Origin of the sequence: Flavobacterium muglaense, from assembly GCF_014305155.1 — a bacterium.
Lineage (GTDB): Bacteria > Bacteroidota > Bacteroidia > Flavobacteriales > Flavobacteriaceae > Flavobacterium > Flavobacterium muglaense.
Window position 1 is genome coordinate 1 of record NZ_JACRUK010000014.1, and the last position, 24,577, is coordinate 24,577.

At 31.9% G+C, this 24,577-nt stretch carries 18 protein-coding genes, 3 tRNA genes and 1 pseudogene; 18 read left to right on the top strand and 4 right to left on the bottom strand.

Features of this window, described 5'->3' with window-relative positions:
• Positions 1-95: 95 nt before the first annotated feature.
• A complete protein-coding gene (locus H8R24_RS07730; protein ID WP_187018117.1) occupies positions 96-857 on the bottom strand; it encodes a C40 family peptidase in 762 nt (253 codons plus the stop codon).
• Positions 858-932: 75 nt separating this feature from the next.
• Positions 933-2,111, bottom strand: coding sequence for an acetyl-CoA C-acyltransferase (locus H8R24_RS07735; RefSeq protein WP_187018116.1), 1,179 nt, complete (start codon positions 2,109-2,111; stop codon positions 933-935).
• A gap of 242 nt (positions 2,112-2,353) precedes the next feature.
• On the opposite strand from H8R24_RS07735, the gene H8R24_RS07740 reads away from it, so the two are divergent.
• The 11 genes from H8R24_RS07740 (at position 2,354) to H8R24_RS07790 (ending at position 9,981) form a co-directional block, all read left to right on the top strand.
• Positions 2,354-2,437, top strand: a tRNA-Ser gene (locus tag H8R24_RS07740).
• 50 nt (positions 2,438-2,487) lie between these two features.
• A tRNA-Pro gene (locus tag H8R24_RS07745) sits at positions 2,488-2,562 on the top strand.
• A gap of 37 nt (positions 2,563-2,599) precedes the next feature.
• Positions 2,600-2,673 (top strand) — tRNA-Arg (locus H8R24_RS07750).
• Positions 2,674-2,812: 139 nt separating this feature from the next.
• Positions 2,813-3,961, top strand: a complete 1,149-nt coding sequence (locus H8R24_RS07755; RefSeq protein ID WP_187018115.1) for a hypothetical protein — start codon at positions 2,813-2,815, stop codon at positions 3,959-3,961.
• Positions 3,962-4,077: 116 nt separating this feature from the next.
• On the top strand, positions 4,078-4,362 hold the full coding sequence (locus H8R24_RS07760; RefSeq protein WP_187018114.1) for a helix-turn-helix domain-containing protein: 285 nt from the start codon (positions 4,078-4,080) through the stop codon (positions 4,360-4,362).
• 97 nt (positions 4,363-4,459) lie between these two features.
• Positions 4,460-6,328, top strand: a complete 1,869-nt coding sequence (locus H8R24_RS07765) for a hypothetical protein (RefSeq protein ID WP_187018113.1) — start codon at positions 4,460-4,462, stop codon at positions 6,326-6,328.
• A 297-nt stretch (positions 6,329-6,625) separates the two neighbouring features.
• Positions 6,626-7,489, top strand: a complete 864-nt coding sequence (locus H8R24_RS07770; protein ID WP_187018112.1) for a toprim domain-containing protein — start codon at positions 6,626-6,628, stop codon at positions 7,487-7,489.
• Positions 7,490-7,688: 199 nt separating this feature from the next.
• Entirely contained in the window at positions 7,689-8,207 is a 519-nt protein-coding gene (locus H8R24_RS07775; RefSeq protein ID WP_187018111.1) for a BfmA/BtgA family mobilization protein, read from the top strand.
• Entirely contained in the window at positions 8,207-9,112 is a 906-nt protein-coding gene (locus tag H8R24_RS07780) for a DUF5712 family protein (protein ID WP_187018110.1), read from the top strand. Before H8R24_RS07775 ends, H8R24_RS07780 begins: the two co-directional genes overlap by 1 nt.
• 3 nt (positions 9,113-9,115) lie before the next feature.
• Complete coding sequence (locus H8R24_RS07785) at positions 9,116-9,706, top strand: ParA family protein (protein ID WP_187018109.1); 591 nt, start codon at positions 9,116-9,118, stop codon at positions 9,704-9,706.
• A gap of 50 nt (positions 9,707-9,756) precedes the next feature.
• Complete coding sequence (locus tag H8R24_RS07790) at positions 9,757-9,981, top strand: hypothetical protein (RefSeq protein ID WP_187018108.1); 225 nt, start codon at positions 9,757-9,759, stop codon at positions 9,979-9,981.
• Between the two features lie 156 nt (positions 9,982-10,137).
• On the opposite strand, the gene H8R24_RS07795 is transcribed toward H8R24_RS07790, so the two are convergent.
• A complete protein-coding gene (locus H8R24_RS07795; protein ID WP_187018107.1) occupies positions 10,138-10,650 on the bottom strand; it encodes a hypothetical protein in 513 nt (170 codons plus the stop codon).
• 531 nt (positions 10,651-11,181) lie between these two features.
• Between H8R24_RS07795 and hsdR the strand changes: the two are divergent.
• The 7 genes and pseudogenes from hsdR to H8R24_RS07830 all read left to right on the top strand — a co-directional run bounded on the left by hsdR (position 11,182) and on the right by H8R24_RS07830 (position 23,097).
• Positions 11,182-13,633, top strand: a pseudogene (hsdR, locus tag H8R24_RS18425) (EcoAI/FtnUII family type I restriction enzme subunit R).
• Between the two features lies 1 nt (position 13,634).
• Positions 13,635-14,048 carry a hypothetical protein gene (locus tag H8R24_RS07805; protein WP_187018106.1) on the top strand — a complete coding sequence of 138 codons (414 nt, stop codon included), beginning with the start codon at positions 13,635-13,637 and terminating at the stop codon, positions 14,046-14,048.
• A 70-nt stretch (positions 14,049-14,118) separates the two neighbouring features.
• On the top strand, positions 14,119-15,903 hold the full coding sequence (locus H8R24_RS07810; protein ID WP_187018105.1) for a DUF262 domain-containing protein: 1,785 nt from the start codon (positions 14,119-14,121) through the stop codon (positions 15,901-15,903).
• A 4-nt stretch (positions 15,904-15,907) separates the two neighbouring features.
• The gene (locus H8R24_RS07815) at positions 15,908-17,344 is read left to right on the top strand and encodes a class I SAM-dependent DNA methyltransferase (protein WP_187018104.1); all 1,437 of its coding nucleotides are present in this window, start codon (positions 15,908-15,910) and stop codon (positions 17,342-17,344) included.
• Positions 17,344-19,440, top strand: coding sequence for a restriction endonuclease subunit S (locus H8R24_RS07820; protein WP_187018103.1), 2,097 nt, complete (start codon positions 17,344-17,346; stop codon positions 19,438-19,440). Before H8R24_RS07815 ends, H8R24_RS07820 begins: the two co-directional genes overlap by 1 nt.
• A gap of 26 nt (positions 19,441-19,466) precedes the next feature.
• Positions 19,467-21,173: a hypothetical protein gene (locus H8R24_RS07825; protein ID WP_187018102.1), complete on the top strand. Its 1,707-nt coding sequence runs from the start codon at positions 19,467-19,469 to the stop codon at positions 21,171-21,173.
• A gap of 370 nt (positions 21,174-21,543) precedes the next feature.
• Complete coding sequence (locus H8R24_RS07830; RefSeq protein WP_187018101.1) at positions 21,544-23,097, top strand: Fic family protein; 1,554 nt, start codon at positions 21,544-21,546, stop codon at positions 23,095-23,097.
• Between the two features lie 83 nt (positions 23,098-23,180).
• Here the strand turns inward: H8R24_RS07830 and H8R24_RS07835 are convergent, their stop codons facing one another.
• Positions 23,181-24,425 (bottom strand): site-specific integrase, encoded by a 1,245-nt coding sequence (locus H8R24_RS07835; protein ID WP_187018100.1) that lies wholly within the window; start codon positions 24,423-24,425, stop codon positions 23,181-23,183.
• Positions 24,426-24,577 lie beyond the last annotated feature (152 nt).

Genomic DNA, 24,577 nt, shown 5'->3' on the forward strand with positions numbered 1-24,577 from the left:
TCCTATTATAAGCGCTTTTTTAATCTCTAGAAAACGACGTTAATCAAAATATGCGTAGTTTTTCAGTGCCCTCCTGAGAAGATAGGTTTTTTTTGTTATATGATCTTTTTGATTACTCTTAACTTGTGTGTATGCTTGTTAATTTCGGGATTGTAAATTCCTAAATGGTCAATTCGGTCAATACGTATTTTACCACTTGCGTGAATGATATAGTTGTTTTCCATGATGATGCCTACATGGGTTATATTTCCTTCATCATTGTCAAAAAAGGCTAAATCACCAGGCTCGCTTTCTTCTATAAAACTCAAGGCTTCTCCTTGTGTAGCTTGTTGTGAAGCGTCTCTTAAAAGCTTGTAGCCATTCAATTTGTAAACCATTTGAGTAAAACCTGAACAATCAATACCAAATGGTGTTTTGCCACCCCAAAGATAAGGGGCATTCAAATAAAGATAAGCCGAATTGATTAGTTCCTTTTTTTCTTTAATTCCGGTTATTTTTGCTCCTTCAAAGTAGAAGTTGCTAGTGTTTATGTCGGTATTACTTAAAAATGAAAGTGAAGCCCCTAAGGGAATAGGGATTAATAAATTAGATTTATCTGTTATGTACTCAATCAAATCCGCATTTAAAATGATTTTGTCATTCGAAAGTTGGTTGTAGTTTGCTTCAGATATTAGTTGGTATTGTTTAGAGTCAACCCAGCCTTCATAGTTGTCAAACTGCATTTTGATGCGAGACCATTGTTTGAGCTGTTCTACTATTTCAAAATGTTCGCCAAACAGAACTTGAGAAACAATTTCGCTTCTATCGCTGGGTTCAAATCGCAAGGGGATTATGGCTAGATTACAAATTCCGAACATTTAGGTCAATTTATACGTTAAAAATTATGGGTTATTTGCTCTAGTCAGCGCTTAACCCATAAATTGTTTTATTAGTTAAGCTCTTTCAATTACAATCGCCGAAGCACCACCACCACCATTACAAATAGCAGCTGCGCCTATTTTGGCATTGTTTTGTTCTAATACGTTAATTAGGGTAACTATGATTCTAGCTCCAGAACAACCAAGAGGGTGTCCTAGTGAGACAGCGCCACCATTTACGTTTACTTTATCATTGTCTAGATCTAGTATTTTTGCATTGGCAAGACCTACAACAGCAAAAGCTTCATTAAATTCAAAAAAGTCAACATCGGTAGTTTTAATTCCAGCTTTATCTAGTGCTTTTGGTAAGGCTTTGGCTGGGCTTGTCGTGAACCATTTTGGTTCTTGAGCAGCATCAGCATAACCGTTGATGTAAGCAAGCGGTTTCAGGCCTAAAGCGATCGCTTTCTCTTCGCTCATTAAGATCATTGCTGCGGCTCCGTCATTAATTGTGGAAGCATTGGCTGCGGTTACGGTACCATCTTTGCTAAAAACGGCATTTAAGGTAGGAATACGGTCAATTTTTACATTTGTGTACTCTTCGTCTTTAGAGATGATAATCGGGTCTCCTTTTCTTTGTGGAACAGCTACAGGAACTATTTCGTTATCAAATTTACCAGCTTCCCAAGCTTTTGCAGATCGAGTGTACGATTGAATAGCGTAATTATCTTGATCTTCTCTAGAGAATTTATATTCAGAAGCGCACAAATCAGCGCAAACTCCCATTGCGTTGTTGTCGTAGGCATCAGTTAAACCGTCTTTTTGCATGCCGTCAACCATAGTTGATGGTCCAAATTTTGTTCCGGTTCTTAAATTCATATAATGTGGGATCAAGCTCATGTTTTCCATACCTCCAGCTATGACGATCTCTGCATCGCCACATTGAATAGCTTGAGCGGCTAACATTACAGACTTCATACCCGAAGCGCAAACTTTATTTATTGTTGTACAAGCGACACTATCAGGTAAGCCGGCGTATACTGCAGCTTGGCGTGCCGGAGCTTGGCCTACGCCAGCTTGAACAACGTTACCCATGTAAACTTCATCAACTAACTTTGGATCTAAATTTATTCTATCCATTGCGCCTTTTATTGCAATAGCTCCTAATTTAGGTGCTGAAACGGTAGATAATCCCCCCATAAAACTTCCGATAGGTGTCCTAACGGCAGAAACGATAACAACTCTTTTGTTCATAACTTATAAAATGTTGGTTTATGTAGCAAATTTAATGTTTTTTAAACAAATTCCGATTTTGATTTGATGATATATATGGTAAATGAAAAAAATGATTTTTTTATGGGAGTCTATATGTTTGATTGTGAACAGTTTTTGAAATAATATAAAAAAACATTAAAAAAAACCTTCAAAAAAGTTGTGAGAAACGTAAAGATGTCTTAAATTTGCAACCGCAAAACGAGACATGTTTCTCTGAGCTTGGAGGGGTGCCAGAGTGGTAATGGAGCAGTTTGCTAAACTGTCATCGGGTAACCGGTGCCAGGGTTCGAGTCCCTGTCCCTCCGCAGAATTTTAAAGTGAGAGCTTTACATTTTGTTTATTGAAAATTATGTTACGGGGTGTAGCGTAGCTCGGTTATCGCGCCTGCTTTGGGAGCAGGAGGCCGCAGGTTCGAATCCTGCCACCCCGACAAGAAACTTTTTCCATTTAAGTTTTAAAAGACAAATGGAGGCATAGCTCAGCTGGATAGAGCACCTGCCTTCTAAGCAGGCGGTCGAAGGTTCGAATCCTTCTGCCTTCACTTTGAAAATCAAGCCTTTACAGAAATGTAAGGGCTTTTTTTATGCCTTGTAACGAACATTTGACGAACATTATAAGCAAATGAAGTAAATCATACTCTGCTTATTTTTTCCTATTTTTGACAAATTAAATACTTGATCATGGGAAATCTCCAATTAGTAAATATATTTTACGTCATTACACTTATTTTCTTTTTAGTACATGTATCGATGTACACAGCTAACTTATTAGTGTTTTTTAAAGACAGATCATTTAAAGTTAAGACTGAAAGTAAAACTATAATTCTTAATTCTTGGTTTTTAGTACTTTTTACTGTTGCTTTCTTTTATACAATGTATAATTTGAAAACTTCAGATAACTTTATTCTAACAGTTATTTTTTTTCTACTTGGTTTTACTCTTATGGTTCTGTTATTTATTCTTCCAAAGAGAATTGTCAAAAACAAAATTTTTATTACTGATACTACGAAAGAGGAAATGGAACCAGAGATACATAATGATAATATTGAAATTTTGAAAACAGATCATCAGGAAAAATTAATACATCTTGCAAATAGTGGTACTGATTCGAAAGTCAAAATTAATATTGTTAGCAGTGAGCAGATTAATATGGATTATAATGATTCTGAAATTAGTTCTCAAGAAAAAGCAATGTTTCCTAATGAGGAAAATGATAGTTCTTGTAGAGGTCAATCAACTATTAATACTGATAAATCATCTAAAATCACTAAAGATCCAAATAGTGTTATTAAAGAAATTGGAATTGATTCAAGTTCTGTAATTAATGAAAATGATACAGTTGGAGAACTGGGAGATGTTTCATCAACAGATAGTGAACAGAACAATATTTTTGATGATGTTCAATTACAAGATTTGAAAAAAAAATCTACGGTACGAGTAACTAAGCAAATTTATTATAGGGGAGCTGATGTAATGCCTAACCCATTTCCTGATGAAATCATCAAACAAAAAATAGAGTCAATTAAAGAAAGTTATCTATTTCACTGCGAAGCCAATGATTTTATGAAATTACTAAAAAAAGAGGAAATGAATAAGAAAGTATTATTTAAAAAATTAGATGGTACTGCAGTAGTATTAGCGAAAGTAGACTACCTGAATTTTTTGTATTTTATATTTGGCGATTATTTACTTGAGCATTTAAGTAATACAAAAATAATTGAGTGGATCAATAAAAACTTTGACAGTAACAATTTTGTGGGTAAGAAACTCATTATCAAAGAGATTTCTGACTTAAGAAACCGTGTTAAGAATCAAAGTCGTGAAAGTTAATGGAATTTTTGGTAATCTTTTGTAACGTTATGTAATCAAACTGTCATATTTTATCTTTTTTCTTCTTTTGTGCTACGGTTTCCACAATGAGAAACTTAACGAAAATAAAAGAAAATATGAGCAATTTACAAATCGAAGAAAAACTATTCAGTATAGAGAATAGTATTCAAAAATTAAGTCTATCAGTTAAGTCTATTTTATCTCACGAAGAAGCGGCAGTATTCTTAAATATGAAACCTTCATATCTATACAAGCTTACAGCACGCAAAGAGATCAGATTCTTTTCTCCATTAGGTAAGTTAAATTACTTCCAAAAATCTGATTTAGAGGAGTTTTTATTACGTAATGAAATTCCAGCAATTAACAAGGAAAATACAATTGAGAACCCTTGGAAAAAATAAACACAATAATCATAGCTAACGACTATGAAGATTGTGCTTTATTTTATTTCTAACTCATTTGTATCTCACAAAGATACAATAAAACTTTTATTGTATAATGAAAATTGCAATCGACAAAGACGAACCTACGAGCTTTCATGCTCACTCGTCAAGTAAAAAACAAAAAGTAGAAGAGGATGAATTCTTTTATGATGATTTACCAAAAAATATAACTGCACATTTTAAAGATATTGAAAGTGATATTCGAAAGTATAAGATCTTCATGTCTGACAACAAAATCTTTATTAGGCGAAAGAAAGAAAAAGGAGATGATGAATCTCATTACTTTCAAGAAATATCAAATTTTGAGATCAAAATTTTGCAGCACATTCAGGATGAAAAATTCCCCATCAAATTATTGAGAATTAAGAATGTTTTCAATCTTGAAAAGATTTTTGATATACCATCAGATTTATTTAATACTCTGGCTGGTTTTGAAAACTGCATCGCTCGACAAGGTAACTACTTGTTTATGGGTAGTGCCTTAGATTTTAAGATGTTAAAGGCTTACTTGTTTGATAAAATGGGTCATGGTCATAAGATTGACAGCTTGGGATATCAAATTGGGTTTCAATTTTGGTTGTGGAATAATAAAGTCAACCTTTTAAATGGCGGCAGCTTGGCAATAGATGAAAACGGCATATTTACACATGGTGGTAAATCTTTTTATGTGCCGTCTGCCAATAAGATTTACCTAAACAATATGTCTGCTTATTTATCTCAAAAGAAGATGATATCTATTGAGTCTGATGTGACTATGGATGTTTATTTTCAGATGATGATGGAGGTGCATAAAGACTATGCAATCTCTGCTATTTTATTTACGATAAGCAGTATGTTTCAGGACATTATCGTCAATGAAATAGGAAACTTTCCAATTCTGTTTTTATACGGTCCAGGATCTAGTGGAAAAGACCAGTTGGCTGAGTGTTGCCAAAGCTTTTTTGGTTTGCCACAATCAGCTATAAATCTTGAGGGTGGTGCTTCTACTTTAAAGGGTCAAATCAGGAAATTTGCTCAATTTACTAATATTATCTGCCATCTTTCAGAATATAAAAGAGGTGATAGCAAGTTAGACGGAACCATCAAGGGGTTTTGGGATCGTAGAGGTTATGAGTTTGGAACTATTGAAAGCAAAGTAAGTACAGATACCGTTCCCATTTTATCTTCAACATTATTGACAGGAAATGAATACCCTGAATCTGAAGCATTAATCTCAAGGTTACTGTGGTTGGAGTTCCAATCAAAGACTTTTACGCTTGAAGAGACGAAAAAGTATGATATACTGAAAGATTACACTAAGCAGGGAGTTAGTCATTTTACAGATTCTCTATTAATTAATCGTTCACTAGTTGAGCTAAATTTTAAAAGTAAGTTCAGGCATACTAAAGAAAAGTTTATTGATCAGTTTGAAGTAAAGCATACTCGAGTGATTAGTAATCTAGCTGTTCTAGGAGCTACGTATGAAATATTCAAAGATGTAGTGTCATTCCCTTTTACCTATAGCGAAATGCTCAAGCATTTTGAAAAATGTACCGACCATCAAACAAGAAAATTAAATTCATCCAGTATAGGTACTAAATTTTGGGATTGCTTTCTGGCTTCAATGCGTGGTAACAAAGACGACCGGATTGTTGTTTTTAGAGATTTGCGCTTAGACGGTAATAGGCTTTCATTTCAATTTACATCATGCTATAACAAGATTCAGAGACAGTGGATGTTGCAATACAGAGAAACGGCTCCAAGCAAAGTTGTGCTACAAGATTTCATAAAAAAAGACACTTGCTTTCAAAAAGAAGTAAGTAGTATCAAGTATGAGAAAGGTAAAAATGCAAGAACAACCTCTGGTTATCAGGTAGATGTGTCTAAGTTGCTAATCCAAGACGAAATAATCAGTGCCATCGAATGGCAAATTTGTGAACAATAATCCCTCCTTTAATGCAGTAATCGTTTCCTACACCTCCTACACTTAGTTAATATATTGACTATTAATATTTTAATAGTTAAAAGTAGTAGGAAACATGGTAGGAAGTAGTAGGAAGGTGTAGGAAGTCAATTTTTGGTTTCCTACACCTTCCTACACAAACCTACACTTTTTTAGCCTTTTTTATTTTTAAATATCTAATAATCAGTAAAGTAGGAAGTGTAGGAAGGGTAGGAAGTGTTTTCGCTTTAATAAGAGGGTTTTTTAGATAGTAAACTTCATTAAATAAACATAAATGCAATGAATATTAAACAAGCAAAACAAATTCCAATTGAAGTTATATTAAAATCTATGGGTTTAAATATCAAAAAAGAGTCAGGAAATGATATATGGTTTAAAAGTCCATTTTCACCAACAGAAAAGAATGCATCTTTCCATCTAAACAAGCAAAAAGGCTACTGGTATTGCTTTTCCAATGCAATTGGAGGGTGCAATGGGATTGATCTAGTAGTCAAAGTGAAAAGTTGTACAGTGAGTGAAGCATTACAGTATCTGAGAACTCTCGATCCTTTTTCTTTTCAAAAGCAAATAGTAAGTGCTTACGAAAGAAAAAAGGAGGAGAATCACAATTATGTGTCAGAGGTAAAACCAATTGAGCATATCGCCTTAAAACAGTTTTTAGCAAGCAGAGGGATTATGAACTCAAATGCTTTAGTACAAATTAATGAGGTTCACTACTCAATCAATAAAAAAAAGTATTTCGCCATAGGATTTAAAAACGACAGTGACGGTTGGGAGCTTCGTTCCAAGTATGCTAAAATTTGTATTGGGAAAAAAGATGTTACCATGATTACTAATCAAAGTACAACTGTAAAGATTTTTGAGGGGTTCTTTGACTACTTGAGTTTCCTTCAGGTTAGTGATGAAAAGAGTATAAATCAAGCCGACTACTTGGTTCTAAATTCAGCAGTATTACTACTAAAAAATATAAATCTACTGGATAAATATGAAACGATTGAGCTGTATTTGGATAATGACAGCACAGGAGATAAGTATACCAAAGTGATTACGGATCGATACCATAACGCACGGGATGAACGATCTACTTACTCTAAATACAAAGACTTAAATGAATGTTTATGTGCTTGTAAATTGACTCAATAAATGCTATACGCAAAGAATCTCATTGTCTCTAAAAGAGTAGCAAGTAGGACAGGGGCGGAAAAACCCCTATCCTACTTGCTCTGCGAGGCAAAAGCCTTGAAAATAAGGCTTTAAGAAGAGATGTGTAGTTATAATGATTTATAAATATAATATAGGATAATGGCTAATTAATTGATTTTCAATTATAAAAAATATAAATATGGCAAAGAAAAGTATAATAATTGATGAAAAAGCGCATTCAGAACTTGGAAAGTTATCTGAGAGTTTACGCATGAATCTAGGCGCACTGATTCAAGAAATGATTTATTATTTTAAGAAGACAGGTATCGACCCTAAAGATGCTGTAAACAAAAATCCAGCTCTAATGGTTTCGGCATTAGATAAACGAATTGTTTCATTTTTAAAAGTCCAAGAGCGGGATATCTTAAAACCATTAAGACAAGATGTTTTTAATTACCAAAATGATCAGAAAGAAGCAACAACAAAACTAATTAGCTCAATAAATAAAATATTGAGTCAACATGCAGAACGAACTGCTGAATTAAAAAAAAATCATTTAGAGAATTTGAATATAATAAATCAGTCTGATGCAGAAAAGACTAAAATGATAGTTACTGAATTACAAAAGAACAGGCAAGCGATTATACATATTTGTCAATTATTAGATGATAAAAACAAATCGGGTACAGTGGATAAAATTAAATCTCTTTTTTCGTAATGCCTATTTCTAAACCACATAGTTCACTTGGAGCAGACAACAAAGGGAGTTGTTCCAATTTGGCCATTTACTTAGAAAAAGAAAATGAAGAATTAGATAAAATCATTAGTAGGGCTTCTTCAAGGAATGAGATCTTTGAGCTAGAAAGCAGAAAACAAAGTTTTTTCACTGCTTCAGAAGTAAATATAACTACAGTAGAAGTGATTAGCATGATCGATAATAATAAGCGCAAATTAGGTGCTAATGACGCTAAATATTTTGCGCCAACTATAAGCTTTAGTCCTAATGAATTAAGTCATATTGCTTATTTAGCAACCGGTAAAAGTGATATTATAAATGTTTGGGATTTAAACTTACTCGAATTAGAGCAATTTAATACTCTGATAAGAGAGTATGGACGTAAAGTAATGGATAATTATGCTTTGAACTTTAATCGTCAACAAAAGGGGATTAATACTGGAAGTGATTTAGTTTATTTTGCAAAAATAGAACACTTCCGAAAATTCAAAGGAACCGATCACGATGTTATTAATGGTACAGAAGTGGCGGGTCAATATAAGAAAGGATTGAATTCACATTTGCATTTCATTGTATCTAGAAAAGATAAAAGCCAACGACTTAAACTTAGCCCTACCTGTAATGAAAAAAATACCAACAGAACTATTGCAGACAATGATTATCAAGTAGGTTTTGATAGGGTGAAATGGATTAATCTAAATGAAAATACTTTTGATGCTCATTTTCAATATAAAAGAAAAGAGCTCGAAAAATTCCAAATTCAAAATATTCTAAAAAATGGCAGTCTTCAAGAAAAATTTGAACTAAATAAACGACTCGAGAGTACTCAAGCTACTATTGAATCAGCAAATAAAAATCAACGACACTCTACGAAACTAAAAATGTAAACTATGCCTAAAATAATTTTAATTACCCATCAAAAAGGAGGAGTTGGAAAAAGCACTCTTGCTTTCAACCTTGCCCAGAACATTTCCAATGGATCGAAAGTAGCTGTTTTAGACTTTGATTTACAAGGTAGTTTGAGCCAACTAAAAGAATTGGTTAGTGATTTTGAAATTATTCCATACGAAGGAGAAATAGAGAAAATTTCAGAGTTAGAATATGATTTTATTTTTATTGATACTCCTCCCTATTTATCAAACCAATTGCCCAAATTGATTTCAATAGCAGATTTAATCATTGTACCTACCAAGGCTGGAATTCTTGATTTACTTGCAATAAAAAATACGCTAGAAATGATTGAATTAACAAAAAGAACAACCGATACATTGATCGTTTTTAACATGATCAAAGCCAATACTACATTAACCCTAGATATTTTAATTGGTTTAGAGGAGTATAATGTAAAAATTGCCAATACACACATTAGTGATTTAGTATCTTATACCAGATCTGTTTTATTAAAAGGGGTGACTAAAGATCAAAATGCACAAAGACAAATAGACCAACTCACAAAAGAAATTTTACTGAAATTAATATAATTCTATAAAAATACAAATCTATAAATCTATAAAAATACAAATCTATAATTATGGAAAATCAAAACATCAATGAGCTCATTAATAAGGCTAAATCGAGTAATCAAAAAAAAGTAATTCAAAAGATTGTGCCCATTCTAAACAAAGAAGTCGATGAAGTACAATTCTCTTTTTATATAGAAAAAGAGTTGCTTAAAAAATTAAAAATGAAGGCTTTGCAAAATGAAACAAGTATGAAGTTCCTTGTCAACGATGCAATAAAGCAATTTCTCGCATAGTTGCAAAATAAAAATTCTATAAAATAATTTCAATTGATTTTAAAGTTAGTGAAGACCTTGTTGAATACTATTTTAAAGTAAAGTAAAAATAAACTAAGATTTAAACCATAAATAGCCACCAAATAATTGGCTTTTTATGGTTTCTTATAACAGGTTTTAAAAATTAAGAAGGTCATTTAAATCCCTTTTCATAGAGTGAAATTTTATAGTTTGCTCATAATCACTTCTTGATACCTCGCCATTTACAATAGTAAGTTTGGAAACTCTTTCTATATAAAAATATAATGACAAACTAAGTATGTCATCTACTTCTCCATTGGCAACAAATTTAGCTAGCATAGAATTTATGGTATCTGAAAAATCATTTTGTTTTATCGATTTTGAGTTTGTAACTAGTGTATTAATTAATAAAACTCCGGTTACTAGATCATCATTTTCATAAAATACTTTAACTAAATTAACTCGTTCTTCATTGTTACAGTTGTTTAAAAAAACTTCTATGCAATTTAAATAATATAAGTTGTAATCGTCGCTGTTATTGAAACTTGCTGAGTCTAAAAATTCCTGACATACCGTAATTAAAGTTTTATTATTATTTATTTTCTTTCCACCAGTTAAAATTAAATTTAGTAATGATTTAATTGGACTGTAAAATTCTTTGTTTCCCATAATGCCTTATTTGAAGTTTAAAAAAAAGGCGCGAGTCTAATATCAAACTGTTACAGAGGAACTCGGAATCCCAAAACCCAGAAAGACCTAGCCCACGCCCATATAAGGCACGGGCGTAAGTCTGACGAAGTTTGGGTTTTTTAGAAGATTCCGAGTTTTCTGTAACCAATTTCGACAGCTTACGCTTGTTTGTTTGGCAAATCTACAAAATGTAACTGGTTGAGCGATCTTCTTTAACTCTTTTAATTCTCAATTAATTTTACAATTAAAATCATCCCTTAAAAGTTATTTCCAAAAAATTCTTTTGAGCTTTTAAAAAGAGCTCGAGAATTTTATGGAATAACTTTTCTGAAGACATTGATTATTTCAAAGCAAATCCAACAACATCCTAAAACACGAGTAAAATACAATAAAAGAAATCAACAGAAAATATAAGTATGATTTTTTTTATTGTTTTACGGTTTTACGTACTACTTAACTTTCCTTTTTTATTTATCTTAGCAAAAATAACAATCAGTTTTTTTTAATATGATTAATAAAAAATCCTTCTCCGAAAGAGACATTTGTTCTAAATTTATATCCCCTGCTTTAAAAAATGCAGGTTGGGATTTGAATAAGCAAGTACTTGAAGAAGTTGCTTTTACAGACGGTAAAATATATGTAAGAGGTAAACTTACCGCTAGAGGCGATCGCAAAAGAGCAGATTACATTCTTTATTATCAAGACAATCCCGTGGCAGTTATTGAAGCCAAAGACAACAAACATTCCATTCGCTCAGGAATTCAACAAGCCTTGGGATATGCTCAAATATTAGATATACCGTGCGTGTTTAGCAGCAATGGTGATGGATTTTTATTCCATGATCGAACAGCCACTGATGCATCGATTGAAATAGAACTTCAACTTGACGAATTTCCTTCACCCGAAGCTTTATGGAAGAAATATAAAAAGTATAAAAATATTGCCACGCCTACTGGCGAAAAAATAGCTTTACAAAAATACTTTTCTGATGGTACAGGACGAAAACCAAGATATTATCAACAAATTGCAGTAAACAGGACGGTTGAAGCTATTGCTAACGGGCAAAACCGAATCATTCTAGTTATGGCTACCGGTACAGGTAAAACCTATACGGCCTTCCAAATTATTTATCGTTTATGGAAATCGAGAACTAAAAAGAGAATTCTATTTTTGGCGGATCGTACGGCTCTTGTTGACCAAACGCGAAAAGGCGATTTTAAGCATTTCAAAGATAAAATGACCATTATAAAAAAGAAGGTCATCACAAATGGACAAGGAAAAGACGAACTCGTTAGTAATAAAAAAAGAGGTATTGATACTGCTGATAAAGCGTATGAAGTGTTTTTAGGGTTATACCAGGGCCTTACCAACAATGAACCAGGGATTGAAGATGCCTACAAAGATTTTTCTCCAGACTTTTTTGACTTAATAATCATAGACGAGTGCCATCGTGGAAGTGCGAATGAGGATAGTGCTTGGAGAGAAATATTAACGTATTTTCAATCAAGCAACTCATATTGGTTTGACCGCTACTCCTAGAGAAACCAAAGAAACCAGTAATACCGAATATTTTGGAGAACCCGTTTACACCTACTCTTTAAAACAGGGTATTGACGACGGATTTTTGGCACCCTACAAAGTTATTCGTGTGGCTCTAAATGTAGATACAGAAGGCTACAGACCACAACTAGGCAAAACTGATAAAGAAGGTAATGAAATTGAAGATCGCATCTATAACCGTAAGGATTTCGATAGAAAACTAGTTATTGACGAACGCACAGATATAATTGCCCAAAAAGTAACCGAATACCTCAAAGGATTAGATCGTTTTGCTAAAACAATCATTTTCTGTGTAGACATTGATCATGCCGAACGTATGCGAAATGCGATTGCAAAACACAATGCGGATTTGGTTGCTGAAAATTACAAATACGTGATGCAAATTACTGGGGATAACGAAGAAGGCAAACGAGAACTAGACAACTTTATCAATCCCGAAGAAAAATATCCTGTTATTGCAACTACTTCTGAACTGATGACAACAGGTGTTGATGCGCAAACTTGCAAAGTAATTGTTTTGGATGCCAATATCAATTCGATGACGAAGTTCAAACAAATTGTGGGACGAGGAACGAGAATTAACGAAGAATTTGACAAACTTTATTTTACCATTTTAGATTTTAGAAATGCTACTGATAATTTTGCCGACCCCGCTTTTGATGGTGATCCTTTGCGCGTAAAACCCATTACTGAAGAAACAGATTTAACAACTATAATTGATGAAGAGTTTGAAGATGAAACTCCAATAATAGATGATGAAACTGGAGAAGAAATTGTAATTGCAAAACCTGAAATTAGAGTTCCTTTAAACGAACCAAATCCTGAATACAAAGCCAGACCAAAACAATATATTAATGGTGTAGATGTTTCAGTTTTAGTGAGTAGGGAATTGTTTTTTGATTCTAATGGAAAGCCAATCACAATTAGTCTACAAGACCACACTAAAGGAATTATAAATGGTAAATATGCTTCGCTAGATGATTTCTTAATCACTTGGAATAAAGCCGATAAAAAAGAAGCTATTATCAAAGAACTACAAGAACAAGGCGTTATGGTCGAAGCACTTTATGCAGCCGTAGACAAGCCTGTAGATTTGTTTGATTTGATTTGTCACGTTGCTTATGATCAACCGCCTTTATCACGAAAAGACAGAGCCGAAAATGTAAAGAAGCGTAATTACTTTACCAAATATGGCGATCAAGCCAGAAAAGTTTTGGAAACCTTATTGGATAAATATGCCGATGAAGGTATAGAAAATATTGAAAGCATGGACGTATTGAGAGTTAAACCTTTTGATACTTTTGGTTCTATTTCTGAAATTATAAACGGTATCTTCGGTGATAAAACGAAATACCTAGAAGCTATAAAAGAATTAGAAAACGAACTGTATAAACAAGCTTAGTATGTGTCTCATTTCAGATAAAATACAATTTTGTTCTTGTGCTGCCACTTCTGTAAATCAATTGAAGCACTATTGGGTTTGGTATCGTTTTAATAAAGAAAAAAACCTAATGGTTATGGGAGAAGTAATGTTGCCAAACTTTATTTTAAATCCTGATTTTGCTAAAAACAAGGAGATACTTAAAATCCGTCTGAACCAAAAAGATGCTTTTGATACCGTACTCGACTTCAAGTCCAAAGACCTCTTGAAAATTGTAATCGATCATGCGATCCCGCACACAGATAAAACAACTTACCTTTTTGAATATAAAAAAGACAATTGGCATAGTAAAAAATACGATACTTTTTATATTGCTAGTCATTACGACGAAAAAGAATTTGGAAAAATAAAGAATACTTTACGCAAGGAAAAATAAATCCTAATAGAAAAACATATTTTAATTAGTATAAAAAATACTAGTAACTAAATTACATAGAAAAATAAAAATGATTTCACCATTAAAACAAATTGAAAGCGGAAAAATGTTCATCCAGAATGTTTTTGGCAATTACAACAATCACGAAATGTGGTACAAAATTCCTGAATATCAAAGACCTTATGTTTGGGAAGATGATCAAGTTATTGCATTACTTGAAGATATTGCTAGTGCGCAACAATTTACTCAAGATTCAGAGTATTTCCTTGGATCAATAGTGTTTCACAGCAAATTATCCGAAAATAAACAATATCGAGATAATGAATTATTAGATGGTCAACAAAGACTTACCACTCTTTATATGTTAATGGCTATAATTAGAGATTTATCCGAGGATGAAGATTTGAAAAAAACATGTAGAGACGCCATATTTCAAAAAGAAAATAAATTTAAAGGTATTCCTGAACGAATGCGTTTAACTTTTGACATCCGTGATGAAGTAAAAGATTTTGCAGAAGAATACATCAAGATTGATGGTAGCACATTGAGAAAAGAGCAACTATTATCTTTAATTGCAAATGGACTTGACATCAATATAAAAAATATGGCTAAGGCCATAATAACCATGCGAGAATGGTTTCTAAAAAATCAAGCCGTAAATGTTGAGGATTTCTTTATTCATTTAATGAATAATGTATTGTTGATTTTTGTCTCAAGTCAAGAATTAGACGATGCATTCAGGTTATTTACTGTACTTAATGACAGAGGTGTTAAACTAAGAAATAGTGATATATTAAAAGCGGAAAATCTTAAATTTGTAGATGATGACGCTAAAAGAAAAAATTACGCCGTTTTTTGGGAAGAATTAGAAGGTGAATTACAAGAAGATTTTGATCAATTTTTATCTTACATAAGAACTATATTAGTCAAAGACAAGGCTCGATTAAGTTTATTAAAAGAGTTTGAGCAAAACATTTATTTCCCTAAAGAATACATTCGAGAAACAAAACAGTCAATTCCAAAAAAGCCTCTTTTAACAAAGGGAGTAGACACATTTGAATATATAAAAAAATACAAGAGGCACTACGATTTTCTGTTCAATAACGCTAATTCTTCAATTGGTTCTACTTTTGAATTTGAAAACTTGATTGCGCTACTTCAGGATAATAGCATTGCCGATATATGGATACCACCAGTATTATGCTTTAGAGAAAGTTTCGGTGATAGTGAAATATTTAAATTTCTAAAAAAACTTGATAATAAATTCTCTGCGGATCTTATAGCTGGTGAATCTCCTACGTATAGAATTGAATCAATGAACAATATTATAAAGGAAATTGAAGCTGTTAAAAACAACTCTAACATCTTACCTGAGGATAAGATAAGTGCTTTGTTAAGTTCTGATATTTTTAATTTTAATCAAATAGCTTTTTTAAATGAAATTCAGACTGGACAAATTTACAAAAGAAAATTTGCAAGATATATTCTTCTTAAATTAGACTATTTAAATAGTGGAAATACACAGAAGTGGAATACTCCGTCAAAGATCAGTATAGAACACGTTTTACCTCAAAATCCAGCACTAAATAGCCAATGGAATAAGGACTTTACTGTTGACCAGAAAAATGAATGGTTAAATCGTCTTGGGAACTTAGTTTTGATAAGCCGAGTTAAAAACTCTTCTTTAAGCAATTTAGATTATGAAGCTAAGAAGAAAAAATATTTTGATACAAAAATGGATGTATTCCCTAATTCATTGAAAATGATTCAAAGTAAAGAATGGACTTTAGAAACTTTAAAAACGAATCATAAAAGGGTTATAGATCAATTAAAATTACACTACGATATAAAATAAAACAATGTCAAACATTTCATCAATACTCAAAAGCATACAAAACATCATGCGACAAGACAATGGTCTAAACGGTGATGCACAACGAATAGAACAACTCGGTTGGATGCTTTTCCTTAAAATTTTCTCAGATAAAGACAAAGAACTCGAGTTACTCGATGACAATTATGTTTCTCCTATTCCTGATTTGTTTCATTGGGTAAACGAAAAAGACAATTGGGCGGGTGATGATGAAGGAATGACGGGCGATGAATTACTAGAATTTGTAGACCGACAATTGTTTCCTGCCTTGCGTAACATTGATGTGAGCACAGGCAACCGTCGCGCGCTTATCGTACGTGAGGTTTTTGAAGGAAACAATAACTATATGAAAAGCGGTATCAACATTCGTAAGGTGTTGAACAAGCTGAACGAAATGGACTTTAACGTAGCCAAAGACCGTCAGGCTTTTGGTGAATTGTACGAAAGCATCCTGAAAGGCTTGCAAAGTGCAGGAAACAGTGGAGAGTTCTATACCCCTCGTGCCATTACATCGTTTATTACCGAAATGATCAACCCACAACTGGGCGAAAAAATATTAGATCCTTCTTGTGGAACGGGTGGTTATTTGACTACTGCCATCGAACATTTAAAACAACAAGCCAACAGCATTGAAGAACGCCAAAGCATTGCCAAAAACATCATTGGTTGGGAATACAAACCTTTGCCTTATTTATTGGCTACTACCAATTTGATTCTACATGACATTGAAGTGCCTAATATTACCTATCGCGATTCATTAGACCAACCCTTAAGCAGTTATACCGAAAAAGATCGTGTACATGCTATTTTGGCCAACCCTCCTTTTGGCGGTATTGTTGCCAATGGTAATGAAACTAATTTCCCTCAAAACTTTAGAACCAAAGAAAGTGCCGACTTGTTCCTTATTTTAATGATCCACTTATTAAAAGATAAAGGGCGTGCCGGTATTGTATTGCCTGATGGTTCACTCACGGGCGATGGTGTAAAACAACGCGTGCGCCAAAAACTCTTAGAAGATTGCAACCTACACACCATTATACGCTTGCCTAATTCCGTGTTCCAACCGTATGCAACCGTAGCGACCAATTTGTTGTTTTTTACCAAAGGCACGCCTACTAAGGAGGTTTGGTATTACGAACACAAACTACCCGAAGGACAAAAAGCCTACAACAAAACCAGACCCATACAAGCCAAAGAATTTGACCCAATAAAAACCTGGTGGACAAACCGCAAGGAGTCTGACATTGCTTGGAAAGTAGATATAAAAACCATCATAGACCGCAATTTCGACCTTGACATAAAAAACCCAACCAAAGCTGAAGAAGCCCATGAATACAACAGCAGTGAACTGATGGAAATGCTACATACTTCTTTTGAAAAGAGTAATTTATTATTAGAACAACTTAAAGAAGCAGTGAAGTAATGAGTGTCGAAATAAAATACATGCCATTATCATTTATAAACACTGATAAAGAAATTTTAAAACAGATCAAAAACACTGTGTTATTTTCTTATCTATTTCAAGAATTTGAAGAAACTTCTTTGATTCATTATTTAGAGAGCACTCAATATGGTTATACAGCATCAGCTTCTGAGATTGGTACGCATCAACTAGTTAGAATTACTGATATTAATAGTGGTAAAGTTGATTGGAAAACTGTTCCCTTTTGTGATTGTGATGCGGAAGCTAAATATCTATTGAAAGATAATGATATTTTAATCGCACGAACAGGAGGAACAACAGGAAAAAGTTTTATTGTTAATTCCGCTCCTGATAATGCCATTTTTGCAAGCTACTTAATTCGTTTACGACTTAAAAAAGACGTGAATTTAGAATTCATCAATTTATATTTAAACTCTTATGCGTTTTGGAGTCAAATAGTTGAAATGAAATCTGGTTCAGCAATGCCAAATGTAAATGCTGAAAAACTTAAAACACTTAAAATACCAAAAATAAGTTTTGAAGAACAAAACACATTTGTTAGCTCATTTAAAAATATTGAAAAATCTAAAAACTTAAATTCTTTATTCGAAAAGATTAATGAGGTAGAAAGTTTATTTATTAACTCTAAAAAAACAGTAACCGAGCTAACCCACCAACTCGACCTAATCAAACAATTGCGTCAGGCTTTTTTGCGTGAAGCGATGCAAGGAAAATTAGTTACGGCTGTCAGGTCAAGCGGAGTCGAAACGCAACAAACAGGACAACAACTACTAGCTAAAATAAAAGCCGAGAAAGCACAACTCATTGCCGAGAAAAAACTTAAAAAAGAAAAACCTTTACCAGTTATTTCAGCAGAAGAAATTCCTTTTGAAATTCCTGAACATTGGGTTTGGTGTAGGTTGGGGGAAATTTGTAATTATGGAAGCAGTCCTAAATCTGAGCCAAAAGATTTAAATGAAAATACTTGGGTTTTAGATTTAGAAGATATTGAAAAAGAAACTTCTACTTTGTTAAATAAAATAAGGTTTAATGAAAGAAATTCTCTGAGTACAAAAAGTATTTTTAAAAAAGGTCAAGTTCTATACTCAAAACTTCGTCCATATTTGGATAAAGTAATTGTAGCAGATGAAGATGGAGTATGTACAACAGAGATATTGCCGTTAAAATTATATGGAAATCTAAATCCATACTTTACAAAATTTGCTCTAAAACGAAGTGATTTCCTGATTTATGTTAATAGTGTTACCAAAGGAATGAAAATGCCCAGATTAGGAACAAATGATGGACAGATGGCTTTATTCCCACTCCCACCACTCCACGAGCAAGAACAAATCGTAACCAAGTTAGAAGAGTTAATGGCGTTTTGTGATGGTTTAGAGCAAAGCATCAAGGAAAGTCAAGGGTATAACGAAATGTTGTTGCAACAGGTTTTGAGAGAGGCGTTGCAGCCAAAAGAGGAAACTAAGATTATTACAATAGCTACAAGAAAACTACCAAATCCTCTAAAAACAATCTTAGCAGCTCATATTGTAAACATTTGTAACACTCGAGATTTTGGTCGTGTAAAATTCCAAAAATTATTATTCTTAGTAGAATATTTTTGTAAAATTGATTTTGAATCTAAGTATGTTAAAAAAGCAGCAGGACCTTATGATTATCAATTAATAAAGCAAATAGAACAAGATTTTAATAGAATGAATTTCTTTAAAGTAGAACAAGATAAATCAGACAATCATCGAGTTACCTATACTCCTCGTTCAGCTTCATCTGAAATTAACGGATTCTTTTTAGAAAACTTCTCAGATGAATCACTTAAAATTAATGCTTTTTTAATGAAGATGAGACCTTTGAGCTGGAGTGAATGTGAAATTGTAGCAACAATATTTGCCGTTTGGAATAATCGATTAATCAAAAAAGAATTGGTGACAGATGAGTTGCTTTTCAATGACTTTATGGCTTGGAGTTCTCGCAAAAGCGATTTAGCCAAAGATTTCTATAAGAAATTATTTTGGATGAAAGAAGAAAAAATTATTCCTGAAGGATGGGGTAATTATGTTGAGGAGCCAAGTTTGTAGTATAAATCAATTAAATAAAAATTAATATGTCAATACTCTACCCTATACAAGAATTTTACAAACAGTTAAGAGATAATGACGTATTAGATAAAGATATTATTACTGATTATGAAGTTATTCTAGATCAATCCGTTATAAATTGGCAACATCGAATAATAAAAAAAATAATATTTAAAGAAAAGGTTGTCGTTAGAGATGTTGAAATAAATTCCGGTTTCGTATTCGAAAACTGTAAATTTGAAAAAGGTATTGTCTTTCATAATGTAAAATCTATCAATTATAATAGCTCATATAATAAAGATAGTCAGAGCTTATCATTTATTAATTGTGAAGCAGAATTTATCGCATTTGAAAATAAATGTGTGTTTGCTAGAAGTGTTGTAATAAAAGACAATTCTATTATTAATAAAATTAATATTCGTAAAACTATAATTACGAATGGAGGATTTAACATTCGTAATTCTACAATTAATTACTTAGATGTTACTAAATCAAGCATTGATTTACATTTAAATCATTCTATATTTAATCAGCTTTCTAAGGTTGAATCATTGGATGGTGATATTTCTTTAGTATCAAATGTATTTCATAATTCAATATTATTTTGGAACATAGAATGTAAATTCAGTATTGTATTTAATTATAATACATTTAAAGATACATGTAAGTTTGAGGCGTGTAGAATTAAAAAATTAGCAATTATAGGTGATACTTTTGAAAAGAAAGCGGAGTTAGAAAATAGAGATTTATCAGGGAACAGTTTAGAAACCTATTTGAATAAATTATATATTTCTGAAGCAAAATTCATAGGAGGCTTTGATTTTAATGGATTAGGGGGAAAACTAGAAAATTTAGATATTATAATTAATCCCGAATTAAATGGTGTTTTAAAATTTGAAGGCTGGGAAATAGATAATACATATATAACGGGAGTCAATCAAAATTTAAAACTATTATTTAAAAGAATGTCATTTCGATTTATTGTAATAAATGCTTTTACAAATTATTCTGACATTAGCTTTGATAAATGTAAAGGGTACGGTGATTCTACCTTAAACTTACACGATTGTGATTTAGGAGCTACAAAATTCAATGAGTTTTCTTTTGATACTTTTATTAAGTTACGATTTGACAATGTTACTTTAGATAAAATTAAGCTCACTACTAATAAATGGTTTGAAGATAAATCTCTTGAAATTGAAATTGCTGAACAAACTGAGGAAGAGAGATTTAGGAGAAAAAGAGAAATCTATAGACAATTAAAACAAGCTTTAAAAAACAGTGGAAATCAAATTGATAGTCTTTTTTTTCAAGCAAGAGAAATGGAATGTTATAGAAATGAATTAAAGCAATCTAAAAACTATAGAGTTGGTGATAAAACAATTATGTCATTTAGTAGCTTTAATGATTTTGGTCTTAACTGGGTTAAGCCTGTATTAATAGTGTTTTTTAGTACACTGTTTATTTACATACTAATTTTAGCAGGAATATCAGATGAAATTTTATTTTCATTTTCATGTAATCAAAGTGATATATCTAACACATTTAATGTCATTAACTCTAAATGGGCAACTTTTTGGAATTTGTTTAATCCTGCAAGAAGAACAGATTTAACTTATGGTGAAATTATTCAAACAGATTGGATATATGCCATCGATTTATTTCACCGTATATTTCTTGCGATTATGATTTTTCAAATTATAAAAGCATTTAGGAAGCATGTTTCTAATTAGAAATTAATCACAAAAAAATGTTTTGACCCCTATAAAACAAGAGGGTTCACGAAATTATAAATAAAGTATTGGTGAAAATATTTCGAATTTAAATTCTATAATTATTTCTATCAAAATTAAACTTTAAAAAATGCGGTGAATAAACAATTTAATCACCGCATTTTTTGCGGAGAATAATTAGCTTTTTTTATTTATACTTTTTAGAATATTATTTATACATAAGCAGCTTTAATTTTTTTACAACCAAAAACAGCGTTCGTTTTTGGTTGTAAAATTGTTTTTGCGTGTATTTTTATTCTCTTGCGTGTGTTTTTATTTAAATTAATTGTACTTTTAAAACTTCAAACCCGTTCAATTTTATTACAATTAAATGAATAGCGTCAATATTTCGATAACATCGTCTGTTTTTCAAGAAAAAACAATGCCAATAACAGGTAAAATTGTAGGATATACAGCTCTTATATCTTATTATGAATTAGATATGCCTTATCCTGACATTTTTGTACTTGTTTCAAACAATAATAAAAAAAAGAATAGTGAAGGTTGGAAAGTTTTTCCCGCAATCTATCAGCCAGAAGAAACTCCCTATAAACAAATACTATTTGCGTTAAAACATGAAGGAGTCAGTTTACTGTTCTTTAAAAGATTATTTCAAAAAATAGAACAAAAAACAATAATTGACTGGATAATAAATGAACCTACAAGTATCTATGTTAGGAAAATTTGGTTCTTGTATGAGTTTTTAATGCAATCAAACTTACCATTAAATGATGCTAACACTAAAATAAAATACACTCCATTACTAGACGAAAAAATACAGTTTGGAATTACTACGTCTATAAAATCAGGTCGCCATCGAATCATAAACAATCTTCCTGGAACAGTTGATTTTTGTCCGTTAATTTTCAAAACAGAAAAATTAGAAGCAAAAATTAAGGCTACTATTTCAGCTAAAACTAAGGGATATTTAAGTAATATTCATAAGGATGTATTACAAAGAGCTTCCTCTTTTTTGTTATTAAAAGATTCTAAAGCTTCGTTTACCATAGAAAATGAGAATCCTGGAAATACAAGAGCTATGCGTTGGGGAAAAGCCATAGGACAAGCGGGAGGAAAACAATTGAGTATTGAGGAATTAATACGATTACAACAAATAGTAATAGAAAACAGTAGATTCATGGAAATGGGACTGCGAAAAGAAGGAGGTTTTATTGGAGAACACGATAGAATTACTGGAGAACCTATTCCTGATCATATTTCAGCTAATGCCAAAGATTTGGAAAAGCTTGTTTCTGGATTACTTGCAGGGAATATACTTATGCAAGATCCTGCATACGATGCTGTTTTAGCAGCAGCTACTATAGCATTCGGATTTGTATTTATTCATCCATTTGTAGATGGGAATGGTCGTTTACACCGCTACATTATCCATCATATTTTAGCAACAAAAGAATTTACAAAACAAGGTGTAATATTCCCTATATCGGCTTCAATCTTAGACCATATTGAAGATTATAGAAAAACATTGGAGTTGTATTCACATCCCCTACTAAATCATATACAGTGGAAGGAAACGCAAGATCATAATGTACAAGTACTCAATGATACGATCGATTTTTACCGCTATTTTGATGCTACTAAGCAAGCAGAATTCTTATATGATTGCGTTGAAGACACAATAGAACGTATCATTCCGCAAGAAGTCATTTATCTGCAAAAATATGATGTATTTAAAAAGCACCTTGATAATATCTACGAGATGCCTGATAATATAGTAGCTCTATTGGTTCGTTTTTTAGAACAAAATGAAGGAAAGTTATCAAAACGTGCCTTAAAAAAGGAATTCTCAGTATTAACAGCAACTGAAATTAAAGATATCGAAGACAACTATAATGAAATCTTTAATTCAAATACTGTTGAGTAAAAGAACAGATTTATCTTAAAAACACAGACTTTAAGATAATGTTTGAGCAAATAATTTTCGTACTAAAGACATGAATGTTTTTATTAGAAATATTTTGAATTTTCGAATACATCATCAATGATTTGGTCTAGTTTTTTATTTGGTAGCTTGTTTAAATAAGCTTGAGTGGTTCTAATATCAGTATGTCCTAACATTTCGCTAATCACATCGATAGGAATGTTTTCAAATTTTAAAAACGTAGCAAATGTATGTCGAGCAGTATAAAATGTGATATGCTTACTAATTTTTAAAACTTCCATCATTTCTTTTAGAGCAGGATTAATTTGTCCAAGTAATTTATGACTACGGTATTTAATCTGTTTTATGGTCATATTTTTACTTAATAAAATAGGAAATAGATAAGAATTCATGGATTTTTGGTTGTACACTTTTAATATCTCGAGCGAGTGATCACGCAGCTTAAAATCCAGATGTACTCCCGTTTTAGTTCTTATATAGGATAGTCTTTCATTGTATAAATTTGAATTGGCTAATTTCAATAAGTCAATAAAATTCATTCCTCTACAGTAAAAACTGAATAGGTACATGTCTTTTGCAAATTGATGATTTTTATTGGCGCTAAAATCTTCAGTAATCAGTTTTTGTAACTCTTCATCAGTCAAATATTCTCGTTTAGCTTCTTTCTTTAAAGCTGATATTTTATAGTGCGTGAAAGGGTAGGTTTTGGGAGAGATTATTTCTCTTTTTTTAGCATTATTAAATACTGCTCTAATCGTTCGCATTTTGATGCTTATTCCGCTATCAGTACCATTGTTATTTCTTAAAAAAGAATCATATTTCTCTAAGAACTCAAAATTTAAATCTTGAAATTTCAATTCCGGCTTTATATAGAATTTTTTGAGGGAACTCAGAGTTTCTTTATAGATTTTTGCAGTTCCAATTTTATTAGAATTCAGAAACTCATCTGTAATTTCTTGATGAAATTTATAATAATCTAATGCCGGTGCTTTGGTAACATCATCTGCTTTTATTTCATTCGCGATGTCTTTAATTGTAAAATCATCATTCAAACGGCGTTTCTCTCTTATAAAGTCTTCAATTTTCAGATTTGTCTTATTTATGAAATTATTTATTTCAACAATCCTTTTCAGCTCTTGACCTTTTTTATTGGTCTTAAGCGTATTGGTATCAAAACTCCATGCTTCGTACTCACATGAATAACTAGTTGCCATAGAGGTATTTTGCCTGTTTTTAATTAAAACTAAAACGATAGAATGTTTACCATCTTTGTTAGGGGTTTTCTTTATTGTAAATTTTACTGAAATCATATTTTAAATATTTTGACGAACATTTGACGAACATTTGAATCACAAAAGTATAAAATAATCAACAAAAAGAAATTTTATTCACACATAATTAGTTAAAAATCAGCAAAGTAAATAAAAGGAAAACAAAAGAATAAAAAAGACACCTGCCTTCT

Excerpts from the sequence above, each read along its gene's own strand:
- H8R24_RS07730 (WP_187018117.1), bottom strand. The coding sequence starts at position 857 with ATGTTCGGAATTTGTAATCTAGCCATAATCCCCTTGCGATTTGAACCC.
- H8R24_RS07735 (WP_187018116.1), bottom strand. The coding sequence starts at position 2,111 with ATGAACAAAAGAGTTGTTATCGTTTCTGCCGTTAGGACACCTATCGGA.
- H8R24_RS07755 (WP_187018115.1), top strand. The coding sequence starts at position 2,813 with ATGGGAAATCTCCAATTAGTAAATATATTTTACGTCATTACACTTATT.
- H8R24_RS07760 (WP_187018114.1), top strand. The coding sequence starts at position 4,078 with ATGAGCAATTTACAAATCGAAGAAAAACTATTCAGTATAGAGAATAGT.
- H8R24_RS07765 (WP_187018113.1), top strand. The coding sequence starts at position 4,460 with ATGAAAATTGCAATCGACAAAGACGAACCTACGAGCTTTCATGCTCAC.
- H8R24_RS07770 (WP_187018112.1), top strand. The coding sequence starts at position 6,626 with ATGAATATTAAACAAGCAAAACAAATTCCAATTGAAGTTATATTAAAA.
- H8R24_RS07775 (WP_187018111.1), top strand. The coding sequence starts at position 7,689 with ATGGCAAAGAAAAGTATAATAATTGATGAAAAAGCGCATTCAGAACTT.
- H8R24_RS07780 (WP_187018110.1), top strand. The coding sequence starts at position 8,207 with ATGCCTATTTCTAAACCACATAGTTCACTTGGAGCAGACAACAAAGGG.
- H8R24_RS07785 (WP_187018109.1), top strand. The coding sequence starts at position 9,116 with ATGCCTAAAATAATTTTAATTACCCATCAAAAAGGAGGAGTTGGAAAA.
- H8R24_RS07790 (WP_187018108.1), top strand. The coding sequence starts at position 9,757 with ATGGAAAATCAAAACATCAATGAGCTCATTAATAAGGCTAAATCGAGT.
- H8R24_RS07795 (WP_187018107.1), bottom strand. The coding sequence starts at position 10,650 with ATGGGAAACAAAGAATTTTACAGTCCAATTAAATCATTACTAAATTTA.
- H8R24_RS07805 (WP_187018106.1), top strand. The coding sequence starts at position 13,635 with ATGTGTCTCATTTCAGATAAAATACAATTTTGTTCTTGTGCTGCCACT.
- H8R24_RS07810 (WP_187018105.1), top strand. The coding sequence starts at position 14,119 with ATGATTTCACCATTAAAACAAATTGAAAGCGGAAAAATGTTCATCCAG.
- H8R24_RS07815 (WP_187018104.1), top strand. The coding sequence starts at position 15,908 with ATGTCAAACATTTCATCAATACTCAAAAGCATACAAAACATCATGCGA.
- H8R24_RS07820 (WP_187018103.1), top strand. The coding sequence starts at position 17,344 with ATGAGTGTCGAAATAAAATACATGCCATTATCATTTATAAACACTGAT.
- H8R24_RS07825 (WP_187018102.1), top strand. The coding sequence starts at position 19,467 with ATGTCAATACTCTACCCTATACAAGAATTTTACAAACAGTTAAGAGAT.
- H8R24_RS07830 (WP_187018101.1), top strand. The coding sequence starts at position 21,544 with ATGAATAGCGTCAATATTTCGATAACATCGTCTGTTTTTCAAGAAAAA.
- H8R24_RS07835 (WP_187018100.1), bottom strand. The coding sequence starts at position 24,425 with ATGATTTCAGTAAAATTTACAATAAAGAAAACCCCTAACAAAGATGGT.